The sequence below is a fragment of the Amycolatopsis sp. NPDC003731 genome (assembly GCF_053586895.1).
Map to the genome: position 1 here is coordinate 11,133 of NZ_JBSFNC010000066.1, position 15,745 is coordinate 26,877.

A 15,745-nucleotide genomic window follows, 5' to 3' on the forward strand; every position below is an offset into this window, starting at 1 on the left:
TCCTACACCTCGCGCCGCGCGTACTTCTCCAGTTCCGGCCGCCCGAACGGCAGCTCGCCCTCGTCCAAGGCCCCGCAGTCCAGCCCACGCAGCAGGTACACCGCCAGCGCCTGCGCGGTCGCCGGTTCGTCCAGCACTCCCCCGGCCGTCTTCTCCGCGTACGCGCGCAATCGCGCCACCGCCTCCGGGAACCCCGCCCGGTAGAACGTGTACGTCGCCGCGAAGCGGGTCGGCAGCTGGTGGGGGTGCAGGTCCCAGCCCTGGTAGAAGCCGCGCTCCAAGGACCTGCGGACCAACCGGAGGTGTTCCGCCCACGCCGCGGGCAGGGCGTCGCCGATCGGGAGCCGGTTCGTCGAGCCGTCCGAGAGGCGGACGCCGGTGCCCGCCGCCGCGATCTGCATCAGGCCCTTGGCCAGGTCGGCCGCCGGGTGCTCCATGCTCTGGTACGCCGCCGCGATGCCGAGGCCCGCGCTGTAGTCGTACGTTCCGTAGTGCAGTCCCGAGCAGCGGCCCTCGGCCGCCTGCACGATCCGCGCCACCGACAGCGTCCCGTCGACGTCCACAATGGACTGCGCCGTCTCGATCTGGACCTCGAAGCGCAGCGTGTCCTCGGGCAGATCGTACGCGGTTTCCAGGCGAGCGAGGACCTCCGCGGCCACCGCGACCTGCTCGACGGCCGTCACCTTCGGCAGGGTGACGACGAAACCGGGCGGCAACGGCCCGTTGTCCAGCAACGACCCGAGGAACAGGTCCAGGGTACGAATGCCACGCCGGCGGGTCGCCGCTTCGAAGCTCTTGAAGCGGATGCCGCAGAACGGCGTCCCGCCCGTCGTCGCCAGGGTCTGCCCGGCCGCCACCGCCGCCGCGTCCTCGACGTCGTCGGGCACGCGGCCGAAGCCGTCCTCGAAGTCGATCCGCAGGTCCTCGATCGGCTCGGTCAGCAGCTTCGCGCGGACGCGTTCGAAGACGTCCGCGTCGGCGCCGAGGAGGTCGCCGTGCTCGATGAAGACCCGCATCGCCTGCTTGCCCCAGTCGGCCACCAGGCGCGTCTTGTACTGCGCCGCCGGGACGTAGACCGTGTGCACGGGCTGGCGTCCCGGCCGCTCCCCCGGGTACGACGCCGCGACGCGCGCGTCGGCCGCAGCCAGGCGCGCGTCGGCGGCGTCGTAGACGTCCTCGGAAAGCCGCACTACTTGATCTTCTCGTACGCGGGCAGCGTCAGGAAGTCCGGGAACTCGTCGGCCAGCGCGACCTGCTCGAACAGCTCCACCGCGGGCTCCAGCAGCTCCGGCTTGAGCTCGCCGGCCAGCTCGCCGCGGACGTCGGCCAGCACACCGCGCACCAGCTCCGCCGTGACGGTGTCGCCACTGTCCAAAGTGGTCCCGTTCTTGACCCACTGCCAGATCTGCGAGCGGGAGATCTCGGCGGTGGCGGCGTCTTCCATCAGGTTGTGGATGGCCGCCGCGCCGTTGCCGCCCAGCCAGGAGGCGATGTAGCGGACACCGACGTCGACCGCCGCGCGCAGGCCGGCCGCGGTCGCGCTGCCCGGCGTCGAAGCGACGTCCAGCAGCTGATCGGCGGTGACGCTGACCTCGTCGCGGGTGCGGCCGAGCTGGTTGGGCTGGTCGCCGAGCACCTTGTCGAACTCCTCCTTGCAGAGCTCGACCATGCCCGGGTGCGCGACCCAGGAGCCGTCGAAGCCGTCGCCGGCCTCGCGGGACTTGTCCGCGTGCACCTTTTCGAAGGCGCCCTTGTTGGTCTCGGGGTCCTTGCTCGGGATGAACGCGGCCATGCCGCCGATCGCGAAGGCGCCGCGCTTGTGGCAGGTGCGCACCAGCAGCTCGGTGTAGGCCCGCATGAAGGGCGCGGTCATGGTGACGGAGTTGCGGTCCGGCAGCACGAACTTCTCGCCCGCGTCGCGGAAGTACTTGATGACGCTGAACAGGTAGTCCCAGCGGCCGGCGTTGAGGCCGGAGGCGTGCTCGCGCAGCTCGTAGAGAATCTCTTCCATCTCGAACGCGGCCGGGATGGTCTCGATCAGCACGGTGGCGCGGACGGTGCCGTGCTCGATGCCGAGGGTCTTCTCGGCGTGGGTGAAGACGTCGTTCCAGAGCCGCGCTTCGAGGTGGCTCTCCATCTTCGGCAGGTAATAGTACGGGCCCTTGCCGCGCTTGAGCAGTTCGGCGGCGTTGTGGAAGAAGTGCAGGCCGAAGTCGACGAGCGCGCCGACGCCTTCACGGTCGCCGAACTTCAGGTGGCTCTCGGGCAGGTGCCAGCCGCGCGGGCGGACCACGATGGTGGCGTGCTCGACGTCGCCGGAGAGCGCGTAGCTCTTGCCGCCGCTCTCCAGGGTGATCGTCTCGCGGATGGCGTCGTAGAGGTTGACCTGGCCGGAGACCACGTTGTGCCAGTGCGGCGTGTTGGCGTCTTCGAGGTCGGCGAGCCACACCTTCGCGCCGGAGTTGAGCGCGTTGATGGTCATCTTGCGGTCGGTCGGCCCGGTGATCTCGACGCGGCGGTCGCGGAGCGCGGGCGGCGCGCCGGCGACCTGCCAGTCGCCTTCGCGGATCTCCTTGGTCTCCGGCAGGAAGTCGAGCCGGCCGGTGGTCCGGGCCTCCTCGCGACGCTTGCCGCGCGCCTGGAGCAGCTCGTCGCGGCGGCCGGCGAAAGCGTCGTGGAGGCCGGCGAGGAAGGCGAGCGCCTCCGGCGTGAGGATCTCGTCGCCGCGCTCGACCGGGTCGCCCAGCACCTGGACTTCAGAAGACATGGGGAAACACCTCGAGGGTTCGGATCTTTGGATAACGGCCCTACGGTTTTCTACCAGCCGGACTATAGTTTCTGCATAGCGGAAGCTCAACGCCGACGTAAGGAGGGCCACCGTGCCGGCGGAGAAGAACGGTCGCGACGGCGGCGTCCAGTCCCTGCAGCGCGCCTTCGAGCTGCTGGAACACCTCGCGGACACCGGCGGCGAGGCGAGTTTGTCGGAGCTGGCGACGCTGTCCGGGCTGCCGATGCCGACGATCCACCGGCTCATCCGCACGCTGGTCGACCTGGGGTACGTCCGCCAGAACACGAACCGCCGCTACGCGCTGGGCGCGCGGCTCATCAGACTGGGCGAGAACGCGAGCATGCAGTTCGGCGCCTGGGCGCGGCCGTTGCTGGCCGAACTGGTGGAAGAGGTCGGCGAGACGGCGAACCTGGCGGTCCTGGAGCGCGACGAGGTCGTGTACGTGGCCCAGGTGCCCTCGAAGCACTCGATGCGCATGTTCACCGAGGTCGGACGGCGGTTGCTGCCGCACGGAACCGGGGTCGGGAAGGCGATGCTGGCCCACCTGCCGTCGTCCGAGGTCCGGTCACTGCTGGACCGGACGGGGATGCCGGCGTACACGGAGCACACGTATACCGACCCGGACGCGCTGGCGGTGGAGCTGTCGCGGATCGCTTCGCAGGGGTACGCGCTGGACGAGGCCGAGCAGGAGCTGGGGGTGCGGTGCGTGGCGGTGGCGGTGCCGGGCGCACCGGTGCCGGCGGCGGTTTCGGTGTCCGGGCCGTCCGGTCGGCTGACCGCCGAGGCGGTGGCGCACATCGCCCCGGCGGTGCAGCGGGTCGCCGACGCCCTCGGCGCTAGCCTGTCCCAGGCCGTCGCACAAGTGTGACAGTGGGTGAAATTAAGGTGACACAAAGTGACACCCGCGAGGGGAGCGAATCCGGCGCCGGTAAAGTCGGCGACATGGCAAGCCTCGAAGCCCGCGTGACCGCGTTGGAGGAGCAGGTGCAGTACACCCGGCAGGACGCCGCGGCGGCTCGCATACTCGCCGGCACGGCAGACCGCGACGTCTCCGAGTTCAAGCAGACCTTGAACGGCCACACCAAGGTGCTCAACGCGATGCGCGAGACGCAGATCGAGCACGGGCAAGACATCTCCGGCCTCAAGACCGACGTCACCGGCCTCAAGACCGACGTCACCGACCTCAAGACCGACGTCGCCGACCTCCGGGCCGAGATGCGCAGCGGGTTCACCAAGATCAACGTCGGCATGGAGCAGATGAGCCGGCTGCTTCAGCAGGTCATCGACAAGGACTGACTCAGCTCAGCTCCCCTTCCAGCAGGTCCATCAGCAGCCCGTCGTGCCAGGTGCCGTCCGGGGCGCGTTCGTAGTTCCGCAGGATCCCGACCGGCCGGAAGCCCACCTTCGTGTACACCCGGATCGCCGTCTCGTTGGACGCCGCCGGGTCGATCGTCAGCCGGTGGTGGCCGGTCTCGAACAGGTGGCGGGCCAGGGCGCGGATCGCGTCCGTGCCGAGGCCGCGGCCGTGGAAGTCCGGGTGCAGCGAGATGTCGATGCCCGCGTGGCGGTACTGCGGGTCCAGCTCCTCGCAGCTCTGGATCAGGCCGACGACGTCACCGTCGAACTCGATCACGTAGACCGTGTAGCCCTCTTCGACTTCGTACAGGCCTTCGGTTTCGCGGTCCGGGTCGCCCCACCAGCGGGCGACCTCCGGGGTGGCCAGGATTTCGCGCACCCGGACGCGGTCGGCTGGGCCGATCGGGCGCAAGCGCACCCGATCGCCGTGAATGGCGGTCACAATGGGTCCTCTCTCGTAGCGAATGACGGCTTCGGGGCGTCTTCCACGAGGAGGGGCACGCGTGCGTCAACCGGGCATTCCCGGATTCTGCGCCGGGTGCACCGCCGCCGTCATCCGAATATCGCCGGAGGCCGCATGAACACGCACGCGGGCGCCTTGGCCTGGCTCGCGCAGGGCGCCGCTTCGAACCTCCTGGACCGGCTCGTCGACCGCGCGCTCGACGGCTCGCCCGCGTCGCCCGCCTGGCCGGGCCCGGCGAAGACCGCCGCGGGCACCGTCGAGATCACCGTGCGGCACCACGGTGCCGCGAAGGGCCGGACACCGGTGATCCTCACGATGCAGGAGGACGGCGGCCGCACCGGCACGGCGTTCTCGGCGATCCTCGGCCACACGGCCCGCATCGCGGTCCCCAGCGGCCGCTACTTCAGCGCGGCGATGGTGCTCGACCCGGCCCGCCGCACGCTGCAGGGCATCGGCTGGTCCCACCTGACCGTGCCGGCCCGCGGGACGTCCCCGTGCCTCATCCCGGCGAACCGCCCGTCGGCGCCGGTGATCCTGCAGCTGGGGTTGCGGAAGGCGGACGGGACGCCGTTGTTCCGGCTGGAGCCGCCGGCGAAGGTCCGCTGACCGAGCGACCTCGACATCACCGTGCGATACCGGGCAGCGGGCGGCGCTGCCCGGGTTCCGGACCGCGCCACGCGAAGGCGAGCGGGCAGCGGGTGCGACCGTGCCGATGGTGCTCGCCGAAACCGCGCTCGGCCTGAAGACGCCGGACGGCAGCAGCCCGTCCGAGCTGCGCCCGCCAGCCGATCACCTAGCCGAGCAGGGCGTCCACGAAGGCGCCCGGCTCGAACGGGGCCAGGTCGTCCGGCCCCTCGCCCAGGCCGACCAGCTTCACCGGGACCCCCAGCTCCTTCTGGACCTGGAACACGATCCCGCCCTTGGCCGTCCCGTCCAGTTTGGTCAGCACGATGCCCGTCACGTCGATGACCTCGGCGAACACCCGGGCCTGCATGAGCCCGTTCTGGCCCGTCGTCGCGTCCAGGACCAGCAGGACCTCGTCGACCTTGGCCTGCTTCTCCACCACGCGCTTGACCTTGCCCAGCTCGTCCATCAGGCCCGTCTTCGTGTGCAGGCGGCCCGCCGTGTCGACCAGGACCGCGTCGACACCGGTGTCCACGCCGCGCTTGACCGCGTCGAACGCCACCGCCGCCGGGTCCGCGCCCTCCTTGCCGCGGACGACCTCGGCGCCCACGCGCTCGGCCCACGTCTGGAGCTGGTCGGCCGCCGCCGCGCGGAACGTGTCCGCCGCGCCCAGCAGGACCGTGCCGCCCTGGGCCACCAGGACGCGGGCGAGCTTGCCCGTGGTCGTCGTCTTGCCCGTGCCGTTGACGCCCGCCACCAGCACCACCGCCGGCTGCTTCTTGCCGTCGACCGTGTGCGGCAGCGCCCGGACCGCGCGGTGGCCGTCGGTGGACAGCTGCGCCGTCAGCACCTCGTGCAGCACCTCGCGCGCCTCGGCCGACGACCGCACCGCGCGCCGGGACAGCTCGTCGCGCAGGCGCTCGACGATCTGGTTCGTCGTGGCCGCACCGAGGTCGGCCAGCAGCAGCGTGTCTTCGACGTCCTGCCAGGAGTCCTCGTCGAGGTCACCCGCGCCGAGCAGGCCCAGCAGGCTCGTCCCGAACACCGAGCGGGACTTCGAAAGCCGGCCGCGCAGCCGCTCCATGCGGCCGGTCGCCGGCTCGATCTCCTCGGCGACCGGGGCCGGTTCGACGACCTCGGCGTCCGGCAGCTCGACGTCGCGGACCGTGCGCTGCGCCGAGTCGCGCGGGACCGCCGCGTCGTCGCCCACCGCGGGCTGGCCGTCGGTCTCCGGCCGGTCCCCGACCGGGTGCTCGGGGGCTTCGGCCTCGGCCGTGCCGCCGGGCGCGAGCGCGATGCCCCCGCTGGCCGCGTACGACCCGCCCTTCGGTTTCGCCTCGACCTCGCGCTGGGCGTCCAGGCTGATCCGCCGCCTGCGTGCGATCAGCAGGCCGGTCACCAGCAGGGCGACCAGGACGACGACGGCGACGACTACGAACAGGAACCAGGTGCTCGACACGGGCCCATCCTTTCATCCGCGCTCCCCCGCGCCGGACACCCCGTCCGCACAGGCAATTCGTCACCACCTAGGTCCCGATTGGGCCAAGACTTCACCAAGTGGGTTGCGTCACAGGCAACGCTCCACTAAACCCCTCCGGATGGGGATGCGAGCGAGTCACGGCTATCGGGTGATCGGCCTGATTTCGGGCACGTCGCTCGACGGGATCGACGTGGCCGCCGCCGACCTGCACGCCGAAGAGGACACGGTCGTGCTGACGCCGCTCGGCGAGCTCGACGTCCCCTATCCCGATCACCTGCGCGAGGGCCTGCTCGCCGCGCTGCCGCCGAACCCGTGCACCGCCGGCGAACTGACGCGGCTGGACACCGGTGTGGGCCAGGCGTTCGCCGACGCGGCCGCGCGCGGTGTCGAAGAGCTCGGCGGCAGCGCGGACCTGGTCGCCTCGCTCGGCCAGACGGTGTTCCACTGGGTCGAGGACAACCACGTCCGCGGCACCCTCCAGCTCGGCCAGCCCGCGTGGATCGCCGAACGCACCGGGCTGCCGGTGGTCGCCGACCTTCGGGCGCGCGACGTCGCCGCGGGCGGCCACGGCGCGCCCCTGGCGAGCACGCTCGACCGGCTGTGGCTGCGCGGCCTCGCCGAGGACACCGGACGGCCGGTCGCCGCGCTGAACCTCGGCGGCATCGCGAACATCACCGTCGTCGCCGAGGGGCGGCCGGTGATCGCCTACGACACCGGGCCCGCCAACGCCCTGCTCGACGTCGCCGCTCACCGCGTCTCGGGGCAGCGCAGCGACGTCGACGGGCGGCTCGCCCTCGGCGGGTCGGTGCGCGCCGACCTGCTCGGCCGGCTGCTGGCCGACCCGTACTTCACCGCCGCGCCGCCGAAGTCGACCGGCAAGGAGCACTTCAACGCGGACTACCTCGACACCGCACTGGCCGGTCTGGACGGCGTCGAACCCGGCGACCTGCTCGCGACGCTGACCGAGCTGACCGCCGTCACCGTGGCCGACCAGTGCCGCCGCCACGGTGTCACGACCGTCATCGCCTCCGGCGGGGGCGTCGCCAACCCGGCGCTGATGGCCGCGCTGGTCCGCGCCGTGGGTTCGGCGGTGGTCAAGACCAGTGACGACCTCGGCCTGCCCGGCGCCGGCAAAGAGGCGTACCTGACCGCGCTGCTGGGCTGGCTCAGCTGGTGCGGCGTGCCCGGTACGGTGCCGTCGGCGACCGGTGCCCGCGGGCCGCGCGTGCTCGGCGCGCTGGTCCCGGGCCGCGGTCCCCTGACCCTTCCCGCCCCGCTGGGGGGCACCGTGACCCGGTTGCGAGTCGCGGAGAAGGCCGGAGAACGGTAGGAGTGATCCATGCGCGGTGTTGACCTCGCCATCATCGTGATCTACCTGGCGGCGATGCCGCTGATCGGCGTGCTGGTCGGCCGGAGACAACGGTCGGCGGCGGACTACTTCGTCGGCGAGCGCAGCCTCCCGTGGGGTGCGGTGATGCTGTCCGTGGTGGCCACGGAGACCTCGACGCTCACCGTGATCAGCACGCCCGGGCTGGTCTTCGGCAACGCCTTCCTGTTCCTGCAGCTGGCCTTCGGCTACATCATCGGCCGGACGATCGCCGCGTTCGTGCTGCTGCCGCGGTACTTCCGGGGCAACCTCGTCAGCGCGTACGCCTTCCTCGGGAAGCGGTTCGGCTCGGGGCTGCAGGGCACGGCGTCGGTGACGTTCGTGATCACGCGGCTGCTCGCCGAGGGCGTGCGCCTGTTCGCCGGCGCGATCCCGATCAAGGTGATCCTCGGCCACTACGGGATCCACCTGGACTACTGGGTGATCGTCGTCATCCTCACCGCGCTGACGCTGGTCTACGCCTACATCGGCGGGATCAAGGCGGTGGTCTGGGTCGACGTCATCCAGCTGTCGCTCTACCTCGGCGGCGCCGCGGTGGCCGCGATCGTGCTGCTGAACAAGCTGCCGGCCGACTGGGCCACCCAGGCGTCCGCGGACGGCAAGTTCATGCTCGTCGACTTCACGAAGAACCTGCTGACCAGCCCGTACGCCTTCATCACGGCGGTGCTCGGCGGCGCGGCGCTCTCGATGGCGTCCCACGGCGCCGACCAGCTGATCGCGCAGCGGCTGCTGGCCACGCGCAGCCTGCGCGACGGCCAGAAGGCGCTGATCGGCAGCGGCGTCATCGTCACCGTGCAGTTCGCGCTGTTCCTGCTGGTCGGGGCCATGCTGTGGGTGTTCAACGGCCGCAAGTCCGTGGCGCAGCTGGGGTTGCAGAGCCCGGACGACGTGTTCTCGCGGTTCATCATCGACGACCTGCCGGTCGGTGTCTCGGGCCTGCTCATCGCCGGTGTCCTGGCCTCGACCATGGGCGCGCTGGCTTCGGCGCTCAACGCCCTGTCGACGTCCACCGTGGCCGACCTCTACCAGCGGTTCACCAAGCGCTCGCCGGAAGACTCGAAGCTCCTGCAGCACGGTCGCATGTGGACCCTGATCTGGGCCGTCGTGTTCGCGGTGTTCGCGTCGCTGTTCTCCACCACGAAGAACTCGGTGATCGAGCTCGGCCTGGCCATCACCGGCTACACCTACGGTGCGCTGCTGGGGTCGTTCCTGCTCGGCCTGCTGATCAAGAAGGCGCGGCAGGCGGACGCGATCGTCGCGTTCGTGGTCACGGTCGTGGTGATGGCGTTCGTCATCCTCGGGGTGAAGTTCAACGCGAAGACCGGCGGCCTGATCGGCGTCGACTTCAGCAAGGCGGCCGGGGACAAGGTGGCGCTGGCCTACCCGTGGTACACGCTGATGGGCGTGCTCATCACCCTGGTCGTCGGCGGCCTGCTGGCACTGCGGCACCGGACGCCGGACCCGAAGGCGGCCGAAGCGGAAGCCGCGACCGCCGAGGTGCGCGCCGCCTGATCCGCCTGAACCGTTTCCGGCGGGCTCCCGTGTGGAGGGGCGGGAGCCCGCCGAGAAGCGGCGGGAGGATTTCGAAGGTGGATTCCATGAAGCGGATGACGGTGGCGCTCGCGGTGGGTGCCCTCCTGGTCGGCGGCGCGGCGACGGCTTCGGCCACCCCGGCGGCCGCCAAGGTGCCGGACGCGATCAAGGTCCCCGCGGGCAACCGGCCGGTGGCCGCCTACGCGGCCGAGGGCGTGCAGATCTACGGCTGCACGAACGGCGCGTGGACGCTGATCCAGCCCGCCGCCGTGCTGTCGAAGCACGGGAAACCGGTGGCGCTGCACAGCAAGGGCCCGGTCTGGACGTCCATCGTGGACGGCAGCACGGTCGGCGCGGCGGCGGCCGCTTCCTCGCCGCGGACGGACGCGATCCCGGAACTGCTGCTCAAGGCGAACCTCAACACCGGCGACGGGATCTTCGGCAAGGTGACCTACGTCCAGCGCCTCAACACCCGCGGCGGCGTTGCCCCGGCCGGGACGTGCACGGCGGGCGCGCAGACGGCGGTCCGGTACTCGGCGGACTACGCCTTCTGGGTCGCCGGATAAGCGGATGTGACCCCCTGTCCCGCTCCCGTAGCCTGGGAGCGGGACAGGGGGTCACATGGGGTTCTTCATCGGTCTCGGCGCGGTGCTGCTGGTCGTGCTCGTCATCGCACTGGTCATGGACCGGTCCGACCGCAAGCGGGGCGTCAAGCGCGGCATGCTCACGCCACGCGGACGCCGGCCGCGGATCGGCGACGCCCAGTGGATGGGCAACGACCTGCGCCACTACGAGCCCCGCGCGCACGGCGAAGACCGCCGCGCACCGCGCGAGGACGAGATCAGCTGACCGGAACCGGCTCTTCCTCGGTCGAGCGCAGGCGCTGCGAGATCACCTTCGTGATGCCGTCGCCCTGCATGCTCACGCCGTAGAGGGCGTCGGCGATCTCCATGGTCGGCTTCTGGTGGGTGATGATGATCAGCTGCGACGAGTCGCGCAGCTGCTCCAGCAGCCCGATCAGCCGGCGCATGTTCGTGTCGTCGAGCGCCGCCTCGACCTCGTCCATGACGTAGAAGGGTGAAGGGCGGGCGCGGAAGATCGCCACCAGCATGCCCACCGCGACCAGCGACTTCTCGCCGCCGGACAGCAGCGACAGCCGCTTGACCTTCTTGCCCGGCGGCCGCGCTTCGACGTCGACGCCGGTGGCCAGCAGGTCGTCCGGCTCGGTGAGGACCATCCGGCCCTCGCCGCCCGGGAAGAGCACGCCGAACACCGTCTCGAACTCGCGCGCCACGTCCGCGTACGCCGAGGCGAAGACCTCGAGGATCTTCTCGTCGACCTGCTTGATGACGGCTTCGAGGTCCTTGCGGGTGTCCTTGAGGTCCTCCAGCTGCGTGGAGAGGAACTTGTACCGCTCCTCCAGCGCCGCGAACTCCTCGAGGGCGAGCGGGTTGACCTTGCCCAGCAGCGACAGGTCCTTCTCGGCGCGCTTGGCGCGGCGGGCCTGGGTGTCGCGGTCGTAGTGCATCGGCGGCGGCGGGGTGACGTCCTCGCCGCGGTCCTTGGCCGCCTCGTACTCGGCCATCTCACCCGCGCTCGGCGGCACCGGGACGTCCGGGCCGTACTCGCGGACGAGGTCCTCCAGGCCCATGCCGAAGTCCTCGGCGATCTTGGCTTCGAGGGTCTCCAGCCGCAGCCGCTGCTCGGCGCGCAGGACCTCGTCGCGGTGGACGGCGTCGGTCAGCTTCTCCAGCTCGCCGGTCAGCTCGCGGACCTTCGCGCGGACACCGGTCAGCGCCTGCTCGCGGCTCTGGCGGCGGGCCTGGACCTGGTCGCGTTCGGTGGCGGCGCGCTGCACCGAGTGCTCGATGCGCTCCAGGGCGATCTCGCCGGCGTTGACGACGGCGTTGGCGATCTCGGCGCCGCGTTTGCGGGCCGCGGCGGCACGCTCGGCGCGTTCACGGGCCTGCTGCTCGGCGTGCGCGGCGCGACGAAGGCCCTCGGCCTTGCCGGCGATGCTGCGGGCGCGCTCTTCGGAGGTGCGCTGCGCGAGCCGCGCCTCCATCTCCTCCTGCCGCACGACGGCCAGTTCTTCGACGGCCTGGTCGCGCTCGGCGGTGTCCGGGTCGTCCTCGACGGGCTGCTCGGCGACGGCGGCGAGCCGTTCCTCCAGCTCGGCGAGCTGGGCGAGCGCCTGGACGCGGCTCTGCTCGACCTTCGCGCGCTGCCCGGACAGCCGTTCGACCTCGGCCTGTGCCTGGCGGGCGGCCTGCTGCAGCCGGTTGAGCCGCTCCGAGGACCGGGCGCGCCGGACCTTGGCCTCGCCGAGGGCGTCCTTGGCCTGGGAGACCTCTTCGCGACGCGCCTGCTGCTCGGCGCGGGCGCCTTCCAGCTCGGCCGCGTACCGCTCCAGCGAGCGTTCGGCCAGGCGCAGCCGCTCCCCCGCCTCGTCGACGGCGGCCTGGACCTCGATCACGCTCTCGCGCTTGCCGGAGCCGCCGATCGCCCAGCGGGCGCCGAAGACGTCGCCCTCGGCGGTGACCGCGCGGACCTCGGGGTGCACCGCGACCAGGTGCCGGGCCGCGTCGAGGTCGCGGACGATGGCCAGCTTGTCGAGGGCCTGCTCGACGGCGGGCCGCAGTTGCGCGGGCGCCGTGACGACCTCACGGGCCCAGCGCGCGCCTTCCGGCAGCGACGGCCACGAATAGGTGTCCACAGTGGACTCGGGCCCGCCGAGCAGGATGCCCGCGCGGCCGGAGTCCGTCTCCTTCAAGTACTTCAGGGCACGCAAGGCGTCTTCGCCGCCCGCGACGGCGATCGCGTCGGCGACCGGGCCGAGCGCCGCGGCGAGCGCGACTTCGTGCCCCGGCTCGACGGTCAGCAGCGCGGCGACCGAACCGAGCAGGCCCGGCAGCTCGTGGGACGCGCCGAGCAGCGCGCCCGCGCCGTCCTTGCGCCGCAGGCCCATGGACAGCGCCTCGACGCGCGCCTTCTCCGACGCGATCTCGCGCTCGGCGGCGCGCTCGGCCTTGACCAGCTCTTCGACGCGCGCCTTGGCCGCGTTGTTCGCCTCGACCGCGCGGTCGTGGCGGTCCATCAGGCCGGCGTCGTCGGATTCCTCCGCGCCGCCCTCGGCCTTGGCCAGCTCCAGCTCTTCGACGGCGATCTCGGCGCGCTCGGCGGCTTCCTCGATGGAGACGCTGAGCCGGTCGATCTCGTCGGTCGTGGCGCCGTTCTTGCTGCGCAGCGCTTCGACCTGGCCGGTCAGCTTGGCCATGCCCTCGCGGCGGTCGGCGATGGCGCGGACGGCGGCCCAGTGCGCCCGCTCGGCGGCCTGGACGCGCTGTTCGAGGTCCTCGCGGCGCAGCACGGTCTGGGCGAGCAGCTCCCGGGCCTCCATGACGGCCTCGTTGAGCTCTTCTTCCTGCTCGGCGACGCGCTCGGCCTCTTCGAGGAGCTCTTCGGGGTCGCGGCCGCCGGTGTTCGTCGCGACGTCGGCGGAGAGGTGGCGCTGGCGCTCGATGGCGAGCCGGACGGTGCCGCGCAGCCGCTCGGCCAGCGCGGACAGCTTGTACCAGGTCTCCTGGGCGGTCTGCAGGAGCGGCGCGTCCTCGGCGAGCGAGGCCTCCAGCTCGGCTTCTTCGGCGGAGACGATCTCGAGGGTCTGCTCGACCTCGGCGCGGCGCGCGCGGGCTGTCTTCTCGTCGGCTTCTTCGCGCGCGATGGCTTCCCGCTGGGTGACCAGGTCGTCGGCGAGCAGGCGCAGCCGGGAGTCGCGCAGCTCGGACTGCACCGACTGGGCCTTGCGGGCGATCTCGGCCTGCTTGCCCAGGGGCTTGAGCTGGCGGCGCAGCTCGGTCGTCAGGTCGCCGAGGCGGTCGAGGTTGCCCTGCATGTTGGCCAGCTTGCGCAGGGTCTGTTCCTTGCGCTTGCGGTGCTTGAGGACGCCGGCGGCCTCTTCGATGAAGGCGCGGCGCTCCTCGGGCTTCGACTCGAGGATCGCCGAGAGCTGGCCCTGCCCGACGATGACGTGCATCTCGCGGCCGATACCGGAGTCCGACAGCAGTTCCTGGACGTCCATCAGGCGGCAGCGGTCGCCGTTGATCTCGTACTCGCTGGCGCCGTCGCGGAACATCCGGCGGGTGATCGAGACCTCGGAGTACTCGATCGGGAGCGCGCCGTCGGCGTTGTCGATGGTGAGGGTGACCTCGGCGCGGCCGAGCGGGGCGCGGCCCGCGGTGCCGGCGAAGATGACGTCCTCCATCTTGCCGCCGCGCAGGTCCTTGGCGCCCTGGGTGCCCATGACCCAGCGCAGCGCGTCGAGCACGTTGGACTTGCCCGAGCCGTTCGGCCCGACCACGCAGGTGATACCCGGCTCGAAGCGCAGCGTGGTGGCCGAGGCGAAGGACTTGAAGCCCTTGAGCGTCAGGCTTTTCAGGTGCACGTGCTGCTGACCCCTCTGGCCGCGGGTACGGGCGGTTCAATCGTCCCAGGCTACCTGGGGGCCTCCGGGGTCCGCCGGACGCGCCCCCTCCTCGGCGCGCCTAGCACACTCCCGGCGGCCTCAGCAACACCACGAGCCACACCGGCCCCGGACGGCCTACCGCTCGACGAACCCGCTGAGTCCCCCTTTCGGGTCGGACCAGCGCTCGGCGACGTGCTCCACACTTCCGGGTGATTCTCCCGACCGTAACGCGGCCAACAGCCGCTGACAGTGGTCACGGCTACCCTCCGCTATCACCTCGACACGCCCGTCCGCCAGGTTGCTGGCGCTCCCGACGAGCCCGAGTTCCAGCGCACGGCTGCGCGTCCACCAGCGGAAACCGACGCCCTGAACCCGGCCGCGCACCCACGCCGTCAACCGGGTGCAGGTTTCTTCCTCACTCACGCTGTTCATCCCTTCCGGGTCGACCGACCGCGCACAGTAACGGATCAAGGCCACTACCTGGGCGAATACCCGCACGCCGGTGATAACCTCCCCGCCGAGGTCGGTCCCCCGCCGTGGCTGTGCTTGGTACGACACGCCCGTTTCCCGGCCTCACCGTGCCGTCGGAAACACCGCGCCTCCCCGAATTCCCCAAGGAGCCCCGTATGCCCCGCCCCGCCGGGTCGGATTCGAGCTCTCGGATCACCAGGATCGACACCGCGCCGCCCAAGAGCAGCAAACCGAACCGCACCGGGTACGTCGTGCTCGGGGTGGCCGGGCTGGTCGTCGCGACCGCGTTCGCCGCCGTGGCCGAGCTCGCCGGGCCGGCCCCCGCCTCGACCGCGGGCGGCACGGGCGGCCCCGGCGGGCAGGGCACCGTCCCGGCCGGCGTCCAGACGCTGCCGGCGACCCCGTCGTCGAGCGACCCCGCATCCTCGAGCGGCGCGCCGACTACGTCGAGCCCGACGTCGCCCAGCGCGCCGACGACCGTGGTTTCGGTAAGCCCGGACGGCAAGACGACCACCACGGTCGTCACCCAGCCGTCGCCGCCCCCGCCGCCGCGCAACGACACCGGCGGCAACCCGCCGCCGTCGAGCCAGCACCCGACGTCGCCCACGAAGACGCCGACGCCGACCCCCACGCCGACCCCGACTCCCACGCCGACCCCCACCCCGACGGACACCACACCGCCCGGGGGCGGCTCCAGCTCGGTCGGCGCCCCCTCGTCGAGCACGACGGGAACCAGCACGACAGCCTAGGCCCAAGTGCCCCAACGCTGAGGCACTTAACCTAAGTGTCCCAAGATTGGGGCACTTAGGCCAAGGCCAGAACGGCGGCGACCATCGCGTCGCGGGCCAGCAGCTGTACCGCGCGGGAGCTCGCGCCCGAGCTGAGCGCGGTGACCATCGCGTTCGGCTACGCGAAGCTGCGGTTCGGGATCGACCAGCCGGCCTTCTGGTTCTAGCCGCCGCGGACGCGGCGCCGCAGGTCGTCGGCGAAGAAGCCGGCGAGTGCGGGGCCGATGCCGATGATGCCGAAGCTCCAGGGTTCCGCGCTGCCGAGGACGGCCGCCACCCCCACGCCCACGAAGTAGCCGGCGACCAGCAACACGAGCAGCAGCGCGGCTCTGCCCCACCCGTTCTTCTTCCGCACCCCAGTGGCCATGGGGGAGGACTACCCGGCCGAGC

15 protein-coding genes are annotated in these 15,745 nt (G+C 71.7%); 8 read left to right on the plus strand and 7 right to left on the minus strand.

Annotation, left to right across the window (positions count from 1 at the left end):
• Positions 1-2 precede the first annotated feature (2 nt).
• Together ACWDN5_RS25580 and aceB are read right to left on the minus strand one after the other, a co-directional pair.
• Complete coding sequence (locus ACWDN5_RS25580; protein ID WP_449678027.1) at positions 3-1,190, minus strand: DUF6986 family protein; 1,188 nt, start codon at positions 1,188-1,190, stop codon at positions 3-5.
• A complete protein-coding gene (gene aceB / locus ACWDN5_RS25585; RefSeq protein WP_449678028.1) occupies positions 1,190-2,767 on the minus strand; it encodes a malate synthase A in 1,578 nt (525 codons plus the stop codon). Before aceB ends, ACWDN5_RS25580 begins: the two co-directional genes overlap by 1 nt.
• A gap of 112 nt (positions 2,768-2,879) precedes the next feature.
• Between aceB and ACWDN5_RS25590 the strand changes: the two genes are divergently transcribed.
• Together ACWDN5_RS25590 and ACWDN5_RS25595 are read left to right on the plus strand one after the other, a co-directional pair.
• Positions 2,880-3,656, plus strand: coding sequence for an IclR family transcriptional regulator (locus tag ACWDN5_RS25590; RefSeq protein ID WP_310974483.1), 777 nt, complete (start codon positions 2,880-2,882; stop codon positions 3,654-3,656).
• A gap of 74 nt (positions 3,657-3,730) precedes the next feature.
• Positions 3,731-4,084 carry a hypothetical protein gene (locus ACWDN5_RS25595; protein WP_449678029.1) on the plus strand — a complete coding sequence of 118 codons (354 nt, stop codon included), beginning with the start codon at positions 3,731-3,733 and terminating at the stop codon, positions 4,082-4,084.
• A 1-nt stretch (position 4,085) separates the two neighbouring features.
• Here ACWDN5_RS25595 and ACWDN5_RS25600 read toward each other — a convergent pair whose 3' ends face one another.
• Positions 4,086-4,586, minus strand: a complete 501-nt coding sequence (locus ACWDN5_RS25600) for a GNAT family N-acetyltransferase (RefSeq protein ID WP_449678030.1) — start codon at positions 4,584-4,586, stop codon at positions 4,086-4,088.
• 135 nt (positions 4,587-4,721) lie between these two features.
• Between ACWDN5_RS25600 and ACWDN5_RS25605 the strand changes: the two genes are divergently transcribed.
• On the plus strand, positions 4,722-5,213 hold the full coding sequence (locus ACWDN5_RS25605) for a hypothetical protein (RefSeq protein ID WP_310974486.1): 492 nt from the start codon (positions 4,722-4,724) through the stop codon (positions 5,211-5,213).
• 187 nt (positions 5,214-5,400) lie between these two features.
• Here ACWDN5_RS25605 and ftsY read toward each other — a convergent pair whose 3' ends face one another.
• Positions 5,401-6,690 (minus strand): signal recognition particle-docking protein FtsY, encoded by a 1,290-nt coding sequence (gene ftsY, locus ACWDN5_RS25610; RefSeq protein WP_310974487.1) that lies wholly within the window; start codon positions 6,688-6,690, stop codon positions 5,401-5,403.
• Between the two features lie 139 nt (positions 6,691-6,829).
• Here ftsY and ACWDN5_RS25615 point away from each other — a divergent pair, with 139 nt between their 5' ends.
• From ACWDN5_RS25615 to ACWDN5_RS25630, 4 genes are all read left to right on the plus strand, one after another.
• Positions 6,830-8,041: an anhydro-N-acetylmuramic acid kinase gene (locus ACWDN5_RS25615; RefSeq protein WP_449678031.1), complete on the plus strand. Its 1,212-nt coding sequence runs from the start codon at positions 6,830-6,832 to the stop codon at positions 8,039-8,041.
• Positions 8,042-8,050: 9 nt separating this feature from the next.
• The gene (locus ACWDN5_RS25620; RefSeq protein WP_310974489.1) at positions 8,051-9,610 is read left to right on the plus strand and encodes a sodium:solute symporter; all 1,560 of its coding nucleotides are present in this window, start codon (positions 8,051-8,053) and stop codon (positions 9,608-9,610) included.
• A gap of 86 nt (positions 9,611-9,696) precedes the next feature.
• Positions 9,697-10,197 carry a DUF3455 domain-containing protein gene (locus ACWDN5_RS25625; RefSeq protein ID WP_310974490.1) on the plus strand — a complete coding sequence of 167 codons (501 nt, stop codon included), beginning with the start codon at positions 9,697-9,699 and terminating at the stop codon, positions 10,195-10,197.
• 55 nt (positions 10,198-10,252) lie between these two features.
• Positions 10,253-10,480, plus strand: coding sequence for a hypothetical protein (locus ACWDN5_RS25630; RefSeq protein WP_449678032.1), 228 nt, complete (start codon positions 10,253-10,255; stop codon positions 10,478-10,480).
• On the opposite strand, the gene smc is transcribed toward ACWDN5_RS25630, so the two are convergent.
• On the minus strand, positions 10,473-14,075 hold the full coding sequence (smc, locus tag ACWDN5_RS25635) for a chromosome segregation protein SMC (protein WP_449678033.1): 3,603 nt from the start codon (positions 14,073-14,075) through the stop codon (positions 10,473-10,475). The genes ACWDN5_RS25630 and smc overlap by 8 nt on opposite strands.
• Before the next feature lie 156 nt (positions 14,076-14,231).
• Positions 14,232-14,528 (minus strand): acylphosphatase, encoded by a 297-nt coding sequence (locus ACWDN5_RS25640; RefSeq protein ID WP_449678049.1) that lies wholly within the window; start codon positions 14,526-14,528, stop codon positions 14,232-14,234.
• 194 nt (positions 14,529-14,722) lie between these two features.
• Between ACWDN5_RS25640 and ACWDN5_RS25645 the strand changes: the two genes are divergently transcribed.
• Positions 14,723-15,316, plus strand: coding sequence for a hypothetical protein (locus ACWDN5_RS25645; RefSeq protein ID WP_310974493.1), 594 nt, complete (start codon positions 14,723-14,725; stop codon positions 15,314-15,316).
• 202 nt (positions 15,317-15,518) lie between these two features.
• Here ACWDN5_RS25645 and ACWDN5_RS25650 read toward each other — a convergent pair whose 3' ends face one another.
• On the minus strand, positions 15,519-15,722 hold the full coding sequence (locus ACWDN5_RS25650) for a hypothetical protein (RefSeq protein WP_449678034.1): 204 nt from the start codon (positions 15,720-15,722) through the stop codon (positions 15,519-15,521).
• Between the last annotated feature and the right edge of the window lie 23 nt (positions 15,723-15,745).